Below are 19,945 nucleotides of genomic sequence, written 5' to 3'. Positions count from 1 at the left end.
ATGATATAATTATAAAAAAATGATTGCAATTAATCGAAACTGAGTGATTATTATGAAAATCATATCGTTAATATTATAAAACTTGTTTATACTGATGTAAAATGCTAAACTAATTATAAGTATATAGTATTTTTTGCATATATTAGTAAAGGAATAAGTTATCTTATGACGATTAGAGATTTAGAAATTTTTATTGCAGTGGCTCAATTGGGAAAAATGGGCCTAGCTGCTAAAAAACTGTATATTTCCCAGCCAACGGTTAGTCATGTTATCTCACAAATTGAAACTGACTATCATATAAAGCTGTTCGACAGGCTTTCACGTAAATTGTATATAACTGAAACCGGCCGGGAATTTTTACAATATGCCAAGCATATAATGGCTAATTTCGAAGAAATGGAACATTACATGCGACATGCTTCCGAACAAATGACGATACATGTGGGAGCATCACTAACTGTAGGCAGCTTTTTTTTAGCTAATATGATAAATCAGTATGAACATGACAATAATAATGTAAAAATACGAGTTTATATCGATAATTCACAAAACATTATCCAGAAAATTTCCGATGGAGAACTTGATATTGCGATAATAGAAGGCAATGTTAATGCAAAAGATGTAATAAAAAAAGAAATTTATCAGGATGAAATGGTGCTGATTTGTGGTAAAAAACATCCTTTTGCACAAAAAAAATCAGTGAAATTGGCGGAATTGACTGATATGGATTGTGTAATGCGAGAAGAAGGTTCTGGTACCAGGGCTTTTTTACTTTCCTTAACTGAAAAGCGTGGTATTCATATTGTACAGAAATGGGTTTGTCATAGCTCTGATTCAATTATCAATATTGTTGCTTCAGGACAAGGTGTGTCAATTGTTTCTAAATCACTGCTGTTACATACACCAAACATAGTACAAATTCCTATCAAGGATAAAGTTTTGTCGCGGGAATTCAGAGTGATATACCATAAAGATAAATATATATCAAGAGAACTGCATAAATATATTACCGCTGTGGAAAAATATTTTAAGGTGGTCAGTTTACATAGCTGATTATGCTAATTAAGCGGTCACAAACCCACTAAAATTTCTTGTTATTTATTTTTTTATGCTGTCTGCTATTTTAATGAAAAAAAATACTTACCAAGATGTCCGGATTGTATTTATGATGAAGTTTATTAATATTATAAACTATAGCTAACTTTGCACTTTACACTAAAATAATATTATTAGTTCTCCCCAAGGAAGAAATTTATTATATATCTGCTGTAAATATTAAATGATTTTTGCTATACTTAAGAATACAGAAACTAAATATAATAGTTATAAAATATTATTCATCCATTCTTTAACAAATTATATCCGGTTGATATTTATTTTAGGAGAAACTTAATATATGTACAAAAAAATGTATTTTTTATCAACATTGGCTGCCTTAGCTACTGCTTTAAATATAAATCCATCTAAAGCAGCAGCAGACAGCACAGACGTAAATCTTTTGAATTACATACAGGACCAGAAGGACTATGAATTGCACCATACCATTAATAAAGAACTGATTGATCTGCACAATGAGGTCGATAATGAAAAATTTATCCGGCCTCTTGATTCCAGTAAACCAGCTCCCATAATTTTTGAGGGAAAAGATATTTCCTATAACAGTCTAACGGGAGCAGTATACGCTAAGGGAAACGTAAAAATAACCCATAAATATTCCCGTATGACAACGGATGCCATGAATGGCAATGCCAAAAGTGGCGAAGTCGACATAAAGGATAAAGCTCATATGCTGCAATATACTCCAGCGGTAGTTTTAGATGGCTACGATACCCGATATAACTACAATACTAAAAAAGGCAAAATGGAAAATATAAAGGGGTCTATAAACAACAAATTCATTTGGGGCAAAAAAATTGAATTTTACCCGGAGGAAATGATTATATATAATGGATCTATAACCCGCTGTCCGGCTAAAACACCTGACTATCGTATGTCAGCTGATAAAATAGAAATATGGCCTGATGATCATATGATTGCTTACAACGCAAAATTCTGGATAAAAAACCAGGTAATTTATAAAAAAAGCCGCTATATTGCTAAAATAGGTAAAAATGCTACTCACGAAGATAGTTCTATTCCTATACACCTTACCTATAATAGCGATGACGGTCTTCATGTACAATATTATTATGATAAAGATATAAACAATAAAATAAAAACATATATTGACTTTAATTATTATACCAAGCATGACCTACGCAATGTCTATGGTATAAAATGGTATAATGGAAAAGCGTCTGTCCGGCTGGAAGATGGTTATTATGAAGATAGCAATAACAATTGGATAAAAAAAGAACCTACTGTGATTTTTAATTACAATACACCTATTGCCAAAAGTCCTTTTACTCTTGGTCTTTCTACTGAATACGGCAAATGGGACGATGATATTAAATCCAGCTGGCACAGCGGTACTACCGTAAGTGTAGCCCATACTCCAATCCTGCTTAGTGATAAATTAAAATTATATCCTGATGTTGGCTATACATGGATACACGAATCATATGATAACAGCAAAACAAATAATTTTTATTACGATACCACCGTGATGGCTGATATAAGTTCCAAGTTTATTGCCTATACAGCTTATCATTATTCCCATTCTACAACGCAAAACTCTTTATTTGACTATGGCTATGATAATTATTCCAAAAAAATAACGGCCGGGTTCAGCTATGAATTAACACCTAAGGATCGTGTTGTCGTTGCCAATGAATTCAACGCTGGTGATGGAATGAAAACTATGGACCGCGATTATTATTGGTATCATAACTTTCATTGTCTGAATATGGTTCTGCAGTATCGGGAAAAAAGAAGATCCTGGCATGTAAAATTTAATCTCGTTCACTGGTGATAACAATGACAAATAATAATGACTTACTAAATATCATAAAGAATTTTCAGCAACAGCATATCTTGGTAGTAGGTGATATGGTCGCTGATATATATCTTCAAGGAATAATCGAACGCATTTCTCGGGAAGCACCTGTACTCGTTCTCCAGCAGTCCGGTGAAAAAACAGTCGCCGGCGGTGCCGCCAATGTAGTAAACAACGTGGCAACTATCGGCGGCAAAGTAACAGCTGTAGGTTTATTGGGCAATGATAATGCGGCCAACGGCTTAAAAAACATATTAAGCAAGAATAAAGTTGATATTAACGGTTTAATAACTTCAAATGATCGTACAACAATTACCAAAACACGCATTATTGCCGGAGGACGGGCTACAGTGAGCCAACAGGTTGTTCGCATTGACCATGATAATCGCACCCCTGTCAATAGTTCCGATGAAAAAAAACTCTTGACCAGTCTGGAAATTCTTCTCCCCCAATGTAGTGCTGTTGTCCTCAGTGATTATGGCAGTGGAACTATCACACCAGCAATACGCAGTCTTATCATTGATTATTCCCGCCAGACCGGCATTCCCTGTATAGTTGACTCGCGTTATTCCATCCACGACTTTAAAGGTGTTACTTATGTTAAACAGAATGACGCCGAACTGGCTGCTGCCGTCGGAATGACAATAAAAAATGACACAGATTTACATCAAGCTGGTAAACTACTGCTGAATCAAATGTCTGCAAAGGGTATTTTGGTGACCTGCGGGGAAAAAGGCATGGTTCTATTTGAAAATGACGGCAGTATCAACACTATTCCTGTTTCGGATAAAAGCGAAGTATATGATGTTTCAGGGGCAGGTGATACCTGCGTCGCTGCATTTATAACAGCCATAGCTGCCGGGGCAGAATCAACCGCTGCAGCAAGATTATCTAATTATGCCGCCGGAATAGCCGTAAGGAAAATGGGAACAGCTACTGTATCCAAACAGGAACTCATAAGTATTTTGGAAAAGTGAGATTATGATTATAAAAAACACTGACATTGCCGCATTTTGTGACATATTAAGACATTCCGGCCAGAAAATTGTTTTGACCAATGGCTGCTTTGATATAATACATGCCGGCCACATAACATACTTAAAAAAAGCTGCCTCATTTGGTGATTGCCTGATCGTAGGTCTTAATACAGATGCTTCCGTAAAAAGATGGAAAAGCAAAAATCGTCCTATAGTAGGAGAAGAGAACCGAGCTTTAGTAATAGATTCCCTGAAATTTGTTGACTATGTCGTTCTTTTCAATGAAACAACCGCCGAAGATCTGGTGGAAAAAATAAAACCGGCTGTCTATGTAAAAGGCGGTGACTATACACTGTCCACGCTCCCAGAAGCCCATATTCTGCAATCCTACGGCGGTCGTGCTGAATTTATCAATATGGTTGAAGGATGTTCAACAACCAGCATAATAAACAAAATAAAAAATATATACTGAAATGATAAAATGACAAAAAATATACTTATTATAAAATTAAGTGCTATTGGCGATGTCATTCATGCATTGCCAACGGCATCGGCCATAAAAAACACCTGGCCTGATGCCCATATAACTTGGGTAGTATCACCAGTGGCTGCAGATATCGTCAAAGATTGTCCGGCAATTGATGATATAATTTTATTTGACCGGAAAAAATTAAATTCCTTTTGGGGTTTTATAAACTATATAAAACCTTTTTCACATAAACTCCAGCAAAAACATTATGATATCTGTTTAGATTTGCAGGGATTATTAAAATCTGCTTTGATTGCCTATTTAAGTCATGCTGATATAAAGTTAGGCTATGTAAATATGCGTGAGGGCAGCGGTTTTATAAGCAAGCCCATCAAAGGAGAATACTATAACGGGCATATTGTAGAACGTTACCTTGATGTAGTCAGGTTTTTAGGCTGCAATACAGAAAATATATCATTTCCACTGGGAATAACTGACGAAAATATCACCGATGCAACGGCTTTGTTAAAAACAAATAACATCAGTATAACTGCACCTTATGTTGTTTTTATCGTTGGGGCTAACTGGCCCAATAAAAGGTGGCCGGCCCGCTATTTTTCCTGGCTGGCAGACTGGTGTAAAACACAAAATCTAACGGTACTTTTAGCTGGTGCCGGTAAAACTGACAAAAAAATCTCCGCTGAAATATTGGCCGGCACTTCCGTGAAATGCATAAATTTAGTCAATAACACAACACTAAAAGAATTAGCCTATATCATAAAAAATGCCGCAGCTGTAATTGGCGGTGACACCGGTAGTATGCATATGGCAGCAGCGCTCAACATTCCTGCCGTAATGGTCATGGGACCAACTGATGCTGTCCGTAACGGTCCTTATAATCAAAAACATAATACCATCGAAGTAAGCTATGACTGCAAACACTGCTGGAAACGAAAATGCCGGTTTCATCGTGATTGTCTTGCCGCGATAAAACCTCAACAGGTAGCAGATAAATTACGTATAATTTTTTCCTAATTATTCAACTAGTTAGAAGGTGTCTATCATTCCCCTTTACTATATTTTAAAAATATTAAGCAGATTATTTTGTCTGCTTCCAGAAAGTGCCGCCTATTTTATTGGTGATCTTATTGGATATATTACTTGGCTATTTGTTCCGCCAAAAAGGAAAAAGATGGCCATAAGCAATGCTGAGCAAGCTTTAAATATATCAGCCGGGCCGGCCTCAAGAATTGTAAAAAACAGCTGGACACGTTTCGGCCCAATGATTATAGAAGTCCTGCGTTTCCCTATTATGCGCAATAACATGGATAAATATATAAATTTTTCCGGAATAAAAAATCTTGATGCCGCATTAAGTTTAGGACGCGGTGGGATAATCGCCACAGCGCACAGCGATAACTGGGAACTTCTGGGAGGCGCCCTTTCCCAGCATGGATACAAATTAGTCGGCGTATCGCAAGAACAATCCAATCAAGGTGCTGATAAATTTATAAATGAATATCGGGCTATGGTTGGCATGTATATAATGTATAAATATAATGTTCGTGGTATGTTCAAAATGATTGCCAAGGGATATCTTATTGGTCTTATAATGGATCAGGATGCTGCTGATGATGGTATAGTAATTCCATTTTTAGGCCGTGATGCTTCCTGTGCCCACGGTGCTGCCACAATTGCCCGCCGCACTCAAGCCCCCATTATTCCTATTTTTATTTCCAAAGGTCCCGGAAGAACCCATAATATCAACATTGACAAAGCTGTATTTGTAGAAAAAACCAGCAATAAACACGCTGATATCCGAAAAACTACTATACTACTGACACAAAAAATTGAAGAACACATAAAAAAATACCCTAACGAATGGTTCTGGCTGCATGATCGCTGGAAATCAGTAGAAAATCATCGTGCTACTAAAACATATACTTAGAAAGGCAGATAAAATGCAAAAAAATAATCAGCCAATAGATTTTACAGTCTGCTGGGTAGATGGTAGTGACCCGGCCTGGTTAAGGGAAAAAGCCAAGTATGACCCCAATGTAAATGGTGACAAGCGCATAAGCCGTTATCGCGACTGGGATAACTTACAATATTGGTTTCGCGGTGTAGAAAAATTTGCCCCATGGGTCAATAAAATTCATTTCATTACCTGGGGACATTTGCCAAAATGGCTGAATACTACCCATCCCAAGTTGAATATCGTGCGTCACGAGGACTACCTCCTGCCACCATATATGCCGACTTTCAGTTCCAGTCCCCTTGAGCTCAATTTACATCGGATAAAAGGCTTAGCAGAACATTTTGTTTCTTTCAATGATGACATGTATATCATCAAACCCGTAGAAAAAGAATTATTTTTTCAAAAAGGCCTGCCGACTGATTTTTGTATTGCCACTGCTATCAGTGCCCCTGTAAAAAATGATATGATGCCCTTTATAAAATTCAACAGTATCGCCGTGCTGAATACTGATTTTGATAAAAAGGAACAGGTAGCCAAAAATTTTTGGAAATGGATGTCTCCCCGGTATGGCTGGGATGCACTGCGCAACCTTATCTTCTCCGGCGAACATCATTTTCGTGGCTTTTCTAACAATCATCTGCCTTATTCTTTTCTAAAAAATACTTATACTGATATCTGGCATAAAGAAAATATCATACTCGATGAAAGCAGCCGTAATAAATTCCGCAGCCGCAATGATGTCGACCAGTGGCTCATCCGTTACTGGCAGCTCGTAAAAGGTGATTTCACCCCTATTGGGCGTCATGCCAAAGGCCGTGTCTTTGAAATCTATGGTCAGATCAGTGACAACAATGATCTATATAAAACAATAGAAAATCAATCCATGCCTATGATCTGCATAAACGACAACGATAATATTGATTTTGCCGGTATAAAAAAACAAATAATAGCTTCTTTTAATAAAATTTTACCGGAAAAATCTAGTTTTGAGAAATAAATTTATGATAAATAATCATTCTACTGTCAATATACTGCTTCTCGTACCACGCATGAATATCGGCGGAGCTGAAAGCCATGTAGCCATGCTGGCTCCTTTATTAGTATTAAAAGGCTATAATGTCATTGTTGCTTCAGGCGGTGGAAAACTTGCCGAAACATTATCACGCCAAGGTATCAAACAAGTATTTCTGCCCTTGCGCCTCAGTACATATCTTGCCGCCCGCTGTTTAAAACACCTTATAAAAAAATACCACATAAATTTAATTCATGCCCATTCTGCTGCCGCGGGGATCAGTGCCATGAAGTGTAAAATTAAATATTATCCATCCCTGCCGGTAATTTATACAGCTCATGGCATTTTTGGCAATGCCAAAGAAAAACTGTTGTTTAAATGTGACCGGATAATTGCTGTGAGTCGTTTTGTCCGTGAGGCTGCGATACAAAAAGGGGTTGATCCTGACAAAATCATCACCATTTATAATGGCATTGACACAAAAAAATTTTCTCCTCAAAGCAACAGATCCATATTGAGAAAAAAATATGCCATACCTCAGGACGCTTTCTGCCCGGTAATAATTTCGCGCATAAAAAATCTTCACAATAAGGGACACCAGCACTTACTGGATATCCTGACGCACTATTCCGACGCCCGTGACTGGCATCTGCTCATAATCGGTACAGGAAAAGGCCGATGGCAGCTGCGTTGGCAGATATGGAAAAACAACTTATCTGCCAAAGTTCATTTTCTCGGCCATAAACAAGATGTAGAAAATTATCTGGCCGCCGCCGATATTGTTGTCCTTCCCTCGTATTTTGAAACCTTTGGCCTGGTATTAGCTGAGGGCATGGCAGCACAGCTTCCAGCCGTTGCCTACGATGTGGGCGGTATCAGTGAAATAATAAAGGATAATACTACGGGATTCTTAGTTCCCTATGGAAATATTCCACAGCTTTACAAAAAGCTCTACACTTTAGCTGCTGATAAACCACACCGGCTAAAAATGGGAATTAATGCCCGCATAGATGTTAAAAATCGCTTTTCAACATCAGTTATGGTAAAATCAATTATTAGTATATACAATGATTGTCTTTCAAATAAATTCAGTTAGCAGGAAATAATGAATATATTAATATTATTTACACAGCCCTGGCGGACAGGCGGGGCTGAAACACATGTCCAGGCTCTGCTGAAAGGTCTGTCGGCTCATAATATTTTTTTGGCCGTCAATTACGGCAGCAGCTCTGACAAATTAAATACACTGGAGCAGCTCTATCCTAACGTGCACGTTCTTACTATTCAGGCCCGCGGTATAAATATCTTTAAATGGTATAAAAGTTTCCAAGCCTTAAAAAGTTTATTAAAAATACACCATATAGATATTATTGCCTGCCAGCAGAGAACTGCGGGCATCTGGGCCAGTCTGCTTAGCAAAAACAGCAGTATAAAATATACAGTTACTATGCATGATCCCTGGCACCGGGCAAAAATAAAAAAAATATACCCACATATATTTCCCCAGATGATCGCTGTCAGCAAAAATTTAGCTGCAATTCTGGAAAAAAATTATGGGTTTCCCGCGAAACACATCCGCATAATCAATAATGGAATTGATTTTTCTATCTTTTATCCTATGGAACAGCTAAAAGCCCGGCAGCAGCTTTCACTTTCCCAAGCTAAAAAAATCATTCTTCATGTCAGCCGCATGAGCAGCATAAAGGGTGCTGTATCACTGCTTATAATCGACACCCTGCATCATCTGGCAGAAAAAGGCCAGTTTTATAACACCATCCTCATTGGCGAAGGACCGCTTCGTACCGAAATAGACCATAGGGCACAATTGTTTAATGCCCAATATGGTCAATGGATAACCGTCAGAAACTTTGTTTCTAATATCGCTGCCTGGTACAATGCTGCAGATATTCTAATTGGTGAAGGACGTGTAGCCATTGAATGCCTGGCCTGTGAAAAACCAGTTATTGCCATCCGCAACAGCCACAGTTTTATAGGCTTAATAACACAGGCAAATATCGCCTATGCCTGTGATGTTAATTTTGACGGACAGGACAAACCTGCCACTGTAGACAATATGGCTGTAGAAATCAATAAAGCCTTTGCCCTGCCACCTGATGAACCAAAGGCTGTCGCTGCATATATAAAAGAACACTTGAGCATTAATAAAATGGCTCGGGCATATATAAATACGTTCACAAATATGTAAAAAAGATAACAACTATGAGGAAGCAGTAATGCAGAAAATATTAATTATAAACCGCCTTGGTATTGGTGATGTAGTATTAACAACCCCACTGGCCCAACTTATAAAAGAAAATATCCAGGATGCCGTTGTAGGTTTTTTAACAGCCGATAAGGCTGTCGATCTTTTACAGAACCACAAATATATAGATGATGTTTTTTCTTATAAACACCGACAAGCAAAAAAAAACATTATTGCCGGGATAAAGGAAAAAGGCTATACTGATGCCATAATCGTTGACGGGCGACTTAGTTCAACACTGCTTGCCTGGAAAGCCGGCTGCCATCTATTAAACAAAGGATATTGTATATCAGTGAACAGGCATCATTTTTTTCCGCGGAAAGAAACAGCAACAAGAGCTATAGAAGATTTTTCACTATATGCCAGCTCTTTGTTAAACATCGATTTTGCTAAAGATAAGCTTACTCCCCGGATTGGTGCCTGTAGTAGTGAGCGTCAGAAACAAATAACTGCCTGGATAAAAAAAACCCGTCATATAACAAAAAAAATAGTACTTATTGTTCCGCGGACAGCAGCTGATATCAAAAACTGGAATATCAAAGAATTGGGAAAGCTCAACGAATATCTTAATACTCAAGGAATAAAGCCCCTGTATATTGGTTCACCCCATGACACAAAATATATAGAAAGTATTTGTGGTGACAAAATTAATCTGGCCGGCAAACTTTCCCTGCGTGATATCCCCGAAGTAGCCCAATACGCTTCCTGGGCTTTATCCATGTGTACCGGCCCACTGCATATTCTCAGTACAGTGGCAAAATTGCCGATCATTGCTCTTTACGGTCCTAGTGATCCACGCCGCTGGGCCCCGAAGTCGGCCTTGGTAATACAAAGCAATCTGCCCTGCGTTCCTTGTCTTAAGTGGGATAAATGTCCTAAACCAGTCGGGAACAGATGCATGGATAATATAAAATTTACGCAGGTAAAAGACCTCCTGCTGAAAAATGAGCTTTTATAATAAATCCATTATGGTCGGTAAATATATATTTAGGGGAGTATAATAATGCCAGCTAAAAAAATTTTTAATATTGTATCCGGTAATCCTTCAGGCGCCTTGAACGTAGCCATGTCCATCAGCAAATTTCTCAAAAACACCGGCTATACAGTAACGGATATTTTTCGTAAATACAATAACACTACCCTAGAAAATATCACTGTAGTCAATGATAAATTTACTTTAGATTATATCCTATCATTAAGCAGGTTAATCAGGCTGGAACACCCCGATTTAATTATTGTTCACGGTTATAGCACCCATATCTGGACAAAGTTAGCTTTAGCACATAGTAAAATGGATATAAAGCTGATCCATGTAGAACACAATACAGAAAAATATACCCCTTTGCGACGCTGGCTGACAAAAATTTTAGATAAATACACCACTAAGTATATATGTGTTTCTCACACTGTAGCTGACCATTTAATACAACAGGATATTGACAAAAACAAAGTCATGGTCATATATAACGGCATCGAAATAAATAATTTTACCCATCTCCAGACAGCAGCACATGCTGTCTTTACGCTGGGAATGGTCGCACGCTTCACACGGCAGAAAGACCAGCTTACTTTGATAAAGGCTGTGGAATATCTTATAAAAGAAAAAAATGAAGTGCTGCACTTAGTGCTTATGGGCGATGGCAAAACCAAACATAGCTGCCAATCATATGTGAAAGAACACAATCTAGCAGACAATATATTTTTTACAACGGGCCGTTTTGCCGACCTGATTCCTAAAATAGATGCTTTTGTCTTATCTACCCATTATGAAGGACAGGGATTAGTTATATGTGAAGCCATGGCTGCTAAACTACCCGTTATTTTTACCGATATTCCTGCAGCTAGAGAATTGCTCACTGACGGCTGCGATGGATTGTTATTTTCGCCAGGAGATTATAAAAAATTAGCCCACTGCATATTGCAGATAAAATATAAGCAGATAGATGTACATGCGTTAATCGCTAACGGCTATGCCACTGTATGCCAACGGTTCACTGCATCACAAATGCTAGATAACTATTTGTCTGTAATCCAGAAACTCTGCTGAATATTTAATCTATTTAAAAGGGAATTGATAACTATGAGCGAACTAACTATAGTCACAGCATTTTTTGACATCGGCCGCGCTGCCTGGTCAGACTCACAGCGAAGCAGCAATAAATATATTGATTATTTTAAATTCTGGGCCAGAATACAAAACAAAGTTATAATATATACGGAAAAATCTTTTGCCGCAGAAATTCTTAACATAAGAAAATCCTATGGCTTAGAAAAGCGTACTCAGGTAATAGTAATTGACAATTTTCTGGACTGCGATAGGGAAATCTATGATAAAATAACCCGTGCCATGCAGTCAAAGATTTTTCGCTATTTTAGAAAGGAACCAGATAATCCCGAGTCATGGAATGCCAAATACAACTACATAACCTATCTTAAATCTTATTTTACCGCAGATGCTGTAAAACGCGGCCTGGCTGGTGGTTTTATTGCCTGGCTAGATTTTGGTTTCAATAAAGGCGGCGCTGATGGTTACCCCAATGCCGAGGAATTTGATTTTCTCTGGCAGTATAACTTTGCCGAAAAAATGCACCTTTTTGTAATAGAAGATGTGGGAATTAATAAACCTATTTTTGATATTGTTAAAGATATGGATTCCATAATAACCGGCACTGGTATCATAGGCCCACAATTCTTATGGCCTGTTTATCATAACCTCTGCCGGGAAAGCATGATAAGCCTTACCGATTGTGGTTTTGCTGATGATGACCAAACCATTGCTTTAATGGCCTACAGAAAAAAACCGCCGATTTTTGCCTTGCATAAAGTCACTACCTGGGTTGGCTGGCTTAAAGAACTGGGCGGTAAACATTTAACAATAAGGCCATTTAAAATAAAAAAATACCAGCGCTATAAAAAATTATGCCAAATAGCTTTAAAAGAAAAAAACTACCAACAGTCTTTTCGCTATTATCTTAAATATTTATTCAGGAGATTCAACAAAAATGAGCATTGAGCAGCATCAGTCCTACTTAGAAAAAACAATCATTTTCTGTTTATTAGCATTTTCCCTGACTTTTTTTATTGAGGAAAAAATTGCTGATATATTTATCAGGGCAGGTTTCTTATTAATACTCATATATAAACTGAAACAGCCTTCAGTACATTTTAATTGGGAATATTATAAACCATATTTACTGCCTTTGATAATATTTTATCTAGGCTTGTTTTTTCTTAATTTTTTCAGCAGTAATTTTTCCCGCTCTATTCTGACTTATGAAGCCTGGGTCAAAATGCTTATTCCTTTTCTGGCTGTACTCTTATTTGCCACGAGGAAAAATACTATAAAGCTATTATGTATAACAGTTTTATTCAGCTTGTCCATCAATAACCTTTGTGCCATTTATCAATATTTCTTCTGCCACATACCCCGAGCCGGCGGCTTCAATAACGATGTTATCGGCTTATCAAATCTCCTATTGATCCAATTGCCAATTTTTTTCCTTCTGACCATAAAAAAATCATCTGCTATTTATTATAAAATTTTTTATATACTATTATCCTGTATTGGCATCATTACTTTATTCGTCAACGGTACCAGAATGGTTTGGTTTATAATTATCATAGATATCCTGCTTTTAAGTTTTTTTCTTATAAAAGGCTGGCGTAAAAAATTAACCGTTGTTTTGTGCTTTATTATCTTACTCACTGGTTTATATAATTTTAATACTAAAATATATACCCGTGTAAACAAACTTTTTAACACTAATGATGTATCCACCCGCGGACATTTTTTTTATATGCGGGACGGTTTTAGGCTATTTCTGCATAATTTCTATTTTGGCGTGGGACTGGACAACTTCCAGACAGCCATCCTTGACCAAAATCTAATCTCTCCTGAATCAAAAGAAAACCTTAAACATGATATGGCGGCCCATATTAACAATACTTTGGTAATTCCCCATGCCCATAATGAACTAGTGATGTTCCTGTCGCAATTCGGTATTATCGGCGGTATACTATATATTTTATTATACGGCAGTATCTTGCTTCATACTTTTAAGAACTGGCGATATAAAAACAATTTTATCGACTTGTCCATGCTCTTCATTACCATTAATTTTCTACTACACGGATTGGATGAATATAATTTTGGCAACTTAGGCGCCATGACAATATATTTTTTTATTTGGGGATTATATCTCCTATATACCCATGCTGACAACGGTACTTTCTTTGCCCGGGACATAGAAAAGAAATATATAATATATCCCTATGTTTTTATATTATTCATCGTTTTATTGCGGATAACCAGCCGTTATTTAGCAATCCATTACTGATATTATCAGGCTGGAAATTTAATTTATAAAAGACGGAGTTTTTATGCAAGCAAAAGAATTTGTCCGGCAAAAATTTATCTACAGCAATACAGCTGTCAGTAAACATGAATATGATACTTCCATCAATATTGGTTATGGTATTGACAATAATTTTGTTCGCCCGATGGGCATATCAATGACCTCAATCATTAATAATAACCCCCATGAAAAAATAACATTTCATGTTTTCATTGATTTTATTGATGAGGAGAACAAAAATAAACTTAAACTATTCGCATTAAATAATAATGTTCCTGTTATCATATATTTAATTGATCCTGCTATATTTGAACAATTTTCCTACACACAGCATTTTGCCAAAGCTACTTATAATCGGCTGCTTATGCCCAAAATTCTAGATGGACTAGTCGATGAGATCATCTATATTGATGCCGATATACAGTGTTTTAACAAATTATCAGGTTTATCTGCCGTAAACTTATCCAATAAAATTGCTGCTGTTGTAAATGATATCCCCATAGTCAGACAGCGGCAGTCGGTCTTTTTAAAATTAAAAGATCCTTCTTATTTCAATGCTGGTTTCATGTTTATTAACGTTTCTAATTGGAATAAAGGAAATATCTCAGAAAAAACTATGGCTGTGGCTTTTAAAAATCGTGACCGATTTAACTGGCAGGATCAGGATGCTTTGAATGTTGTCCTTGAAGGTAAATGCATTTATTTAGATAAAAAATATGATTATTTACTTGATTTAAAATATAAAAATGTATCCATCCCTGATAACACAATTTTTGTGCATTATGTAGGTCGTTATAAACCCTGGGATGAATGGTGCCTTAATCCATTAAAAGAAAAATTTTTTGCAATAGAAAAACTCTCTTTATGGAGGGACTCTCCCTTAAATAAAATTTCTTCTTATAAGACTATGAAACGGATGGGATATTCCCATATATTATATGGAAAATACAGGCAGGGTCTATATTGGTATCTAAAATATAGTTATACTAAGATCAAATATAAACTTTCTTTGTTGTTACACTTTTAAACTGCACTATATTTTCATTTTAACTCTATACTAATAAAGGGTAAGCAGGTTTCTGCTTACCCTTTATTAGTATAGAGCATTATTTATTTTGTTAATGAATTAAACACTTTATGCGGCGCAATGCATTTATCGGCTCTATTTATTTTACCAATGCCGATTATAATATCACCATTACGTATCAGTAAAACATCATCGCTACTGCCATTTTCCCTATAAGGTATCCTTTTCCCCTGCGAAAAATCAATAGCAGTCTGCTCATTAATCTCATAATCTGCCATACAGCCAATAAGATAGTTCATATTATTCAAGGCTTTTAACGGTGAATTTATAATTTCTTCCAGCGTATTTGCCTCAGCCAGAGTAAAATTTCCTATACCCATACGAACAAGAAAAGCCATTGTTGACGGTATATTAAGTTTTTTCCCAATATCGACACAAAGTGACCTTATATACGTTCCCTTTGAACAATGAACATCAATACAAAAGCTATTGCTGGATATTCCCACTAGGGAAATATCAAAAATATTAATTTTACGCGGTGGAATCTCCACTGCAATATTTTTTCTCGCCAGATTACAGGCTTTTTGCCCGTTAATCTTTATAGCTGAATAAGCCGGCGGTATTTGGTATATTTCCCCACAGAAAGTCTTTAAAACTTCAACTATTCTTTCTTTCGTCGGCATCTCAAAGTCACGCTGCGCTAAAACAGTTCCGGTATCATCGCCTGTATCAGTTTCTACCCCCAGCAGCACTTCCGCCCGATAAGTCTTATCCGTATCAGTTAAATATTCCAAAGCCCGTGTAGCCTGGCCTATAGCCACCACTAAAATACCCGCTGCTGCCGGATCAAGTGTACCGGCATGTCCAACTTTTTTTGTTCTATAAATCCGCCGTATATAACCTATAACATCATGTGATGTCATTCCCGGCGGCTTAAGAACATTTATAAATCCATTAATCTCCATCTGAAGCTCCCGCCATTTCATTTATCACAAAATCAACGATTTTTTTATAAGCTTCTGCAAACGGCATTTTTAAACTACAACCGGCAGCCCGTACATGACCACCACCACCTAATTTTTCAGCAATTGATGCTACATCAGTTTTTTTTGATCGCATACTTATACGCGTTAGTTCAGGTTCAGCATATTTTACCAGAATAGCAACATCTACACCTTCAACTATACGGGCAAAATCTACAAAGCCCTCCGTATTATCACATTTTTCTCTTATTTCTTTAACAACGCTTATTGCTGCAACAGTACCATTATTATACACTTCCAGTGTATCTATAATAGGAGCAAGTATTTTAACATCAGCTAATTTCTTACGTTCCAGAGCTTCCGAAACCACATTAGGTTTTACCCCGCATTCCAAAAGTTCACCTGCTATCCTCATTGTAAAACTTGTTGTATTCGAATATTTGAAAAAGCCGCAATCAGTTGCAATTGCTGTATAAAGACAAGTTGCCATATCAATATCAAATGACACTGCCATCTGCTTAATCAGCTGATACACTATCTCACCCGTTGCTGCCCGCTGTGGATTAAGATATAAATAATCGGCTGTTCTCGTATTAGAACGATGATGATCTAAATTTAATACCGGTGCTTCTACCATTGCTGTCACTCTGCCTGTCCGCTCAGGTTCTGCATCCAGAACTATAAGCAGATCAGCATTAGTTATCTTCTCTTCCGGCCTGGCAAACTTTTCCCAGCCAGGTAAAAAATGGTAGGCTTCTGGAATATCATCGTCGACAAAAATTCTTACATTACATCCTTTTTTTATCAACGCATAGTACAGTGCCAGCGTTGATCCCAATCCATCACAATCAGGATTTATATGCGGGGCAATTATAATATTTTTCTTCGTTAAAATCTTTTCAGCAGCCTCATTTAGCGTTATTTCCATCGTCAGATTTTCCTTTCTGTTCCGACTGATGTATTTTATTGATAAGAGCCTGAATATGCGCGCTGTACTGCATTGAATCATCTGGATAAAAAGCTATTTCCGGCATAAATTTGACTCTTATCCTTTTCGCCAGTTCCTGGCGAATATACGCAACAGAATGTTTCAATCCCTGCCATGTATCCTTAAATTGCTGTTCATTTCCCAGTATGCTGACATAAATATGTGCATTTCTCAAATCACTGGAAAGATCAACTTTGGTGACAGTTACAAATCCTATACGCGGATCTTTTAAACTGCGTAAAATTATCTGGCTTACTTCATGCTTTATTTGTTCTTGCATTTTTTCTACACGAACGCCCATTATGTCACAACCTTTTATGTCATAAGCTCTGTGGAGCTATTTCTTCCATAGTATATGCTTCAATTATATCTTTTTCCTTAAAGTTACGGTAATTATCCATAGTGATACCACATTCGTAGCCAGCAGCAACTTCCTTAACATCATCCTTAAAGCGGCGTAAGGATTCTATTTTCCCTTCATAAACAACTACATTATCACGAATAACACGAATCTGTGATGTATTAGTTATTTTACCTTCCAATACATATGAACCAGCAACCAAAGCCTTAGAGAATTTCATTACCTGCCGTATTTCTACTTTTCCCTGAATAACTTCCTTATACTTAGGTGCAAGCATTCCCTTCATGGCCGCTTCTATGTCATTTATTGCTTCATAAATTACCCGGTAAGTACGGATATCTATACTTTCTGTATCTGCTAATTTTCTGGCATTGGCATCAGGCCGTACATTAAATGCCAATATCAAAGCATTTGCTGCTGAAGCCAGCATGACATCTGATTCATTAACCGCACCGACTCCGGCATGAACAATACTTACACGAACTTCATCACTTTTGTTCAGCCCCAGCAGGGAGGTCTTTAATGCTTCTACTGAGCCTTGTACATCAGCTTTCAAAAGAATATTTAAATCTTTTATATTTCCTTCGTTAATCTGTTCAAAGAGATCATCCAAGGAAACTTTTTTATTATTGATAAGTTCTGTACGCTGCTTTTCCACTCGTTTTTCTGATATGGTACGTGCTAAATGTTCATCCAGCGCAGCTATTTCATCGCCTGCTGCCGGTACATCTGATAATCCTAAAACTTCAACAGGAACAGATGGTCCTGCTTTTTTTATTTTTTCACCGCGATCATTGATCATCGCTCTTACTTTACCATAAGTAGTACCTGCTATTATTGAATCACCTATATGCAGAGTACCATTTTGCACTAAAATAGTTGCTACTGGGCCACGGCCCTTATCAAGCTGTGCTTCAATTATTATACCACGGGCATCGCGATTCGGGTTAGCCTTGAGTTCCTGCATTTCTGCTACCAGCAAAATCATTTCCAGCAAATCATTAATGCCTAATTTCTTCTTAGCTGAAACCGGCACCATTATGGTATCACCGCCCCAGTCTTCGGGAATGAGTTCATGTTCTGCCAACTGCTGTTTTACATGTTCTGGATTTGCTCCCGGTTTGTCGATCTTATTAATAGCTACAACAATAGGTACTTTGGCATCTTTAGCATGATTTATTGCTTCTAATGTCTGCGGCATAACGCCATCATCAGCTGCGACTACTAAAACCGCAATATCTGTTACCTGTGCTCCGCGCGCACGCATAGCGGTGAATGCTTCATGTCCCGGTGTATCAAGGAATACAATCTTTTTATTTTTACACATTACCTGATAGGCCCCGATATGCTGTGTTATTCCCCCGGCTTCATTTGAAGTTACCGATGTTTTCCTTATGACATCAAGCAGTGATGTTTTTCCATGATCTACATGCCCCATGACTGTCACTACTGGCGGACGCGGCAGCAAATCTTTTTCTGAATCATCAATTTCCGGTATTTCCGTTAAGTCAACTTCCGGTGGTAACTCTTCTACACTTATATTAAATTCAGCCGCCACCAGGACAGCTGTATCAAAATCTATTTCCTGGTTAATCGTTGCCATAATCCCCAGCATCATAAGCTTTTTTATGACATCTGTAACAGTATATGTCATTTTGCTGGCTAATTCCTTAACCGAAATAGATTCACCTACTTTTATTACTTTAGGCCGAACTATTTCCTGCTTGGGCAGCTGCTGTCTGTTTCTGCTATTTTTCCAATTTCTTCTACTATTATGTTTGTTTCCACTAAAATTATTATTTTTTCTGTTATTAAAATTAGCTTTATTACTGCTATTATTATTACTATTAGATCTGTTAGTAGTATTATTGGTTCTACTGTCACTATTTCTATTGTTATTATTATTATTTACCTTACTACCAGTATTATTCCTGCTATTCATACCTGTTTTATTTTTGCTATTGTTATTAGTTCTGCTATTGGTATTGGCTCTATTATTGCTATTAGTCCTGCTATTAGTGTTTTTATCATTAGGTGTTTTATTGCTATCATTTCTGCTGCTGGTAGTATTATCTCTTCTCTGTCTGCTGGTATGTCCGGTATGACTTGTCTGGGCATCTCTATTGAATTTCTCATGTCCCTGTCTTGTAGTACTATTCCTATTTTTTTTACTGGCTGCTGTTGTTGCATTTGCCTGTTTTTTGGCTGTAGTTTCTATATTATCATTACCCCTATTTACTGGTTTTTTTTCATTATGCTGTTTCTGCATAACAGTTAAGCCATTCTTATATTTTTCTGAAGCTGTTTTTTCTTTATTTGTACTTACCTTATTTATACTTACTTTGTTTTTACTGGAAATATTTGCTTTATTTTTCTCTTGAGAAGAAACAGTTTTTACTTTTTGCCCTTTAGCTGCTGTTTTCTTAGCTGATATATTTTTTTCTACTATTTTTCTTTCATCATCGCCTACTGTACTGGCATGACTCTTTACACTAACATTGTTAGTTTTTAATATGTTTAAAACAGTTTTGCTGTCTGTTTTAAATTCCTTTGCTAAATCATATATTCTGTATTTTGACATCGATCCACCCCCATTA

18 protein-coding genes are annotated in these 19,945 nt (G+C 37.0%); 14 read left to right on the top strand and 4 right to left on the bottom strand.

Going from position 1 to position 19,945, the window contains the following annotated elements:
* Positions 1 to 165: 165 nt before the first annotated feature.
* From I6760_RS10560 to I6760_RS10495, 14 genes are all read left to right on the top strand, one after another.
* Entirely contained in the window at positions 166 to 1,053 is an 888-nt protein-coding gene (locus tag I6760_RS10560) for a LysR family transcriptional regulator (protein ID WP_196594387.1), read from the top strand.
* A 343-nt stretch (positions 1,054 to 1,396) separates the two neighbouring features.
* Complete coding sequence (locus tag I6760_RS10555; RefSeq protein ID WP_196594386.1) at positions 1,397 to 2,911, top strand: LPS-assembly protein LptD; 1,515 nt, start codon at positions 1,397 to 1,399, stop codon at positions 2,909 to 2,911.
* A 5-nt stretch (positions 2,912 to 2,916) separates the two neighbouring features.
* The gene (locus tag I6760_RS10550; RefSeq protein ID WP_196594385.1) at positions 2,917 to 3,912 is read left to right on the top strand and encodes a bifunctional heptose 7-phosphate kinase/heptose 1-phosphate adenyltransferase; all 996 of its coding nucleotides are present in this window, start codon (positions 2,917 to 2,919) and stop codon (positions 3,910 to 3,912) included.
* 4 nt (positions 3,913 to 3,916) lie between these two features.
* Positions 3,917 to 4,384: a D-glycero-beta-D-manno-heptose 1-phosphate adenylyltransferase gene (rfaE2, locus tag I6760_RS10545; RefSeq protein WP_196594384.1), complete on the top strand. Its 468-nt coding sequence runs from the start codon at positions 3,917 to 3,919 to the stop codon at positions 4,382 to 4,384.
* A gap of 9 nt (positions 4,385 to 4,393) precedes the next feature.
* A complete protein-coding gene (waaF, locus tag I6760_RS10540) occupies positions 4,394 to 5,416 on the top strand; it encodes a lipopolysaccharide heptosyltransferase II (RefSeq protein ID WP_196594383.1) in 1,023 nt (340 codons plus the stop codon).
* Between the two features lie 19 nt (positions 5,417 to 5,435).
* The gene (locus I6760_RS10535) at positions 5,436 to 6,329 is read left to right on the top strand and encodes a lysophospholipid acyltransferase family protein (RefSeq protein ID WP_330997965.1); all 894 of its coding nucleotides are present in this window, start codon (positions 5,436 to 5,438) and stop codon (positions 6,327 to 6,329) included.
* Between the two features lie 13 nt (positions 6,330 to 6,342).
* Positions 6,343 to 7,356, top strand: a complete 1,014-nt coding sequence (locus I6760_RS10530; protein ID WP_196594382.1) for a stealth family protein — start codon at positions 6,343 to 6,345, stop codon at positions 7,354 to 7,356.
* A gap of 4 nt (positions 7,357 to 7,360) precedes the next feature.
* Positions 7,361 to 8,467 (top strand): glycosyltransferase family 4 protein, encoded by a 1,107-nt coding sequence (locus I6760_RS10525; protein ID WP_196594381.1) that lies wholly within the window; start codon positions 7,361 to 7,363, stop codon positions 8,465 to 8,467.
* A gap of 9 nt (positions 8,468 to 8,476) precedes the next feature.
* Positions 8,477 to 9,577 carry a glycosyltransferase gene (locus I6760_RS10520; RefSeq protein ID WP_196594380.1) on the top strand — a complete coding sequence of 367 codons (1,101 nt, stop codon included), beginning with the start codon at positions 8,477 to 8,479 and terminating at the stop codon, positions 9,575 to 9,577.
* 28 nt (positions 9,578 to 9,605) lie between these two features.
* On the top strand, positions 9,606 to 10,592 hold the full coding sequence (locus I6760_RS10515) for a glycosyltransferase family 9 protein (RefSeq protein ID WP_196594379.1): 987 nt from the start codon (positions 9,606 to 9,608) through the stop codon (positions 10,590 to 10,592).
* Positions 10,593 to 10,637: 45 nt separating this feature from the next.
* On the top strand, positions 10,638 to 11,681 hold the full coding sequence (locus I6760_RS10510) for a glycosyltransferase family 4 protein (RefSeq protein ID WP_196594378.1): 1,044 nt from the start codon (positions 10,638 to 10,640) through the stop codon (positions 11,679 to 11,681).
* Positions 11,682 to 11,714: 33 nt separating this feature from the next.
* Positions 11,715 to 12,647 carry a WlaTC/HtrL family glycosyltransferase gene (locus tag I6760_RS10505; RefSeq protein WP_196594377.1) on the top strand — a complete coding sequence of 311 codons (933 nt, stop codon included), beginning with the start codon at positions 11,715 to 11,717 and terminating at the stop codon, positions 12,645 to 12,647.
* Positions 12,637 to 13,971: an O-antigen ligase family protein gene (locus I6760_RS10500; protein ID WP_196594376.1), complete on the top strand. Its 1,335-nt coding sequence runs from the start codon at positions 12,637 to 12,639 to the stop codon at positions 13,969 to 13,971. Before I6760_RS10505 ends, I6760_RS10500 begins: the two co-directional genes overlap by 11 nt.
* Positions 13,972 to 14,014: 43 nt before the next feature.
* Complete coding sequence (locus I6760_RS10495; RefSeq protein ID WP_196594375.1) at positions 14,015 to 15,016, top strand: glycosyltransferase family 8 protein; 1,002 nt, start codon at positions 14,015 to 14,017, stop codon at positions 15,014 to 15,016.
* Between the two features lie 83 nt (positions 15,017 to 15,099).
* On the opposite strand, the gene truB is transcribed toward I6760_RS10495, so the two are convergent.
* From truB to infB, 4 genes are read right to left on the bottom strand one after another with little or no spacing between them, the layout of a single operon-like run.
* Positions 15,100 to 15,981: a tRNA pseudouridine(55) synthase TruB gene (gene truB / locus I6760_RS10490; RefSeq protein WP_196594374.1), complete on the bottom strand. Its 882-nt coding sequence runs from the start codon at positions 15,979 to 15,981 to the stop codon at positions 15,100 to 15,102.
* Complete coding sequence (locus tag I6760_RS10485) at positions 15,971 to 16,927, bottom strand: DHH family phosphoesterase (RefSeq protein ID WP_196594373.1); 957 nt, start codon at positions 16,925 to 16,927, stop codon at positions 15,971 to 15,973. The genes truB and I6760_RS10485 overlap by 11 nt, the downstream gene beginning before the upstream one ends.
* The gene (gene rbfA, locus I6760_RS10480; RefSeq protein WP_196594372.1) at positions 16,908 to 17,288 is read right to left on the bottom strand and encodes a 30S ribosome-binding factor RbfA; all 381 of its coding nucleotides are present in this window, start codon (positions 17,286 to 17,288) and stop codon (positions 16,908 to 16,910) included. The genes I6760_RS10485 and rbfA overlap by 20 nt, the downstream gene beginning before the upstream one ends.
* Before the next feature lie 19 nt (positions 17,289 to 17,307).
* Positions 17,308 to 19,929 (bottom strand): translation initiation factor IF-2, encoded by a 2,622-nt coding sequence (gene infB / locus I6760_RS10475; RefSeq protein WP_196594371.1) that lies wholly within the window; start codon positions 19,927 to 19,929, stop codon positions 17,308 to 17,310.
* Positions 19,930 to 19,945 lie beyond the last annotated feature (16 nt).

This window comes from Pectinatus sottacetonis (genome assembly GCF_015732155.1).
Taxonomy (GTDB): domain Bacteria; phylum Bacillota; class Negativicutes; order Selenomonadales; family Selenomonadaceae; genus Pectinatus; species Pectinatus sottacetonis.
Note: the sequence above shows the minus strand (reverse complement) of the source record. Positions and strands in the feature narration are given on the sequence as shown.

Bases quoted from the DNA above. Each gene is read 5' to 3' on its own strand.
- truB (WP_196594374.1), bottom strand. From the start codon at position 15,981: ATGGAGATTAATGGATTTATAAATGTTCTTAAGCCGCCGGGAATGACA.
- I6760_RS10560 (WP_196594387.1), top strand. From the start codon at position 166: ATGACGATTAGAGATTTAGAAATTTTTATTGCAGTGGCTCAATTGGGA.
- I6760_RS10485 (WP_196594373.1), bottom strand. From the start codon at position 16,927: ATGGAAATAACGCTAAATGAGGCTGCTGAAAAGATTTTAACGAAGAAA.
- I6760_RS10525 (WP_196594381.1), top strand. From the start codon at position 7,361: ATGATAAATAATCATTCTACTGTCAATATACTGCTTCTCGTACCACGC.
- I6760_RS10510 (WP_196594378.1), top strand. From the start codon at position 10,638: ATGCCAGCTAAAAAAATTTTTAATATTGTATCCGGTAATCCTTCAGGC.
- I6760_RS10495 (WP_196594375.1), top strand. From the start codon at position 14,015: ATGCAAGCAAAAGAATTTGTCCGGCAAAAATTTATCTACAGCAATACA.
- waaF (WP_196594383.1), top strand. From the start codon at position 4,394: ATGACAAAAAATATACTTATTATAAAATTAAGTGCTATTGGCGATGTC.
- I6760_RS10505 (WP_196594377.1), top strand. From the start codon at position 11,715: ATGAGCGAACTAACTATAGTCACAGCATTTTTTGACATCGGCCGCGCT.
- I6760_RS10500 (WP_196594376.1), top strand. From the start codon at position 12,637: ATGAGCATTGAGCAGCATCAGTCCTACTTAGAAAAAACAATCATTTTC.
- infB (WP_196594371.1), bottom strand. From the start codon at position 19,929: ATGTCAAAATACAGAATATATGATTTAGCAAAGGAATTTAAAACAGAC.
- I6760_RS10515 (WP_196594379.1), top strand. From the start codon at position 9,606: ATGCAGAAAATATTAATTATAAACCGCCTTGGTATTGGTGATGTAGTA.
- I6760_RS10555 (WP_196594386.1), top strand. From the start codon at position 1,397: ATGTACAAAAAAATGTATTTTTTATCAACATTGGCTGCCTTAGCTACT.
- I6760_RS10550 (WP_196594385.1), top strand. From the start codon at position 2,917: ATGACAAATAATAATGACTTACTAAATATCATAAAGAATTTTCAGCAA.
- I6760_RS10530 (WP_196594382.1), top strand. From the start codon at position 6,343: ATGCAAAAAAATAATCAGCCAATAGATTTTACAGTCTGCTGGGTAGAT.
- rfaE2 (WP_196594384.1), top strand. From the start codon at position 3,917: ATGATTATAAAAAACACTGACATTGCCGCATTTTGTGACATATTAAGA.
- I6760_RS10520 (WP_196594380.1), top strand. From the start codon at position 8,477: ATGAATATATTAATATTATTTACACAGCCCTGGCGGACAGGCGGGGCT.
- rbfA (WP_196594372.1), bottom strand. From the start codon at position 17,288: ATGGGCGTTCGTGTAGAAAAAATGCAAGAACAAATAAAGCATGAAGTA.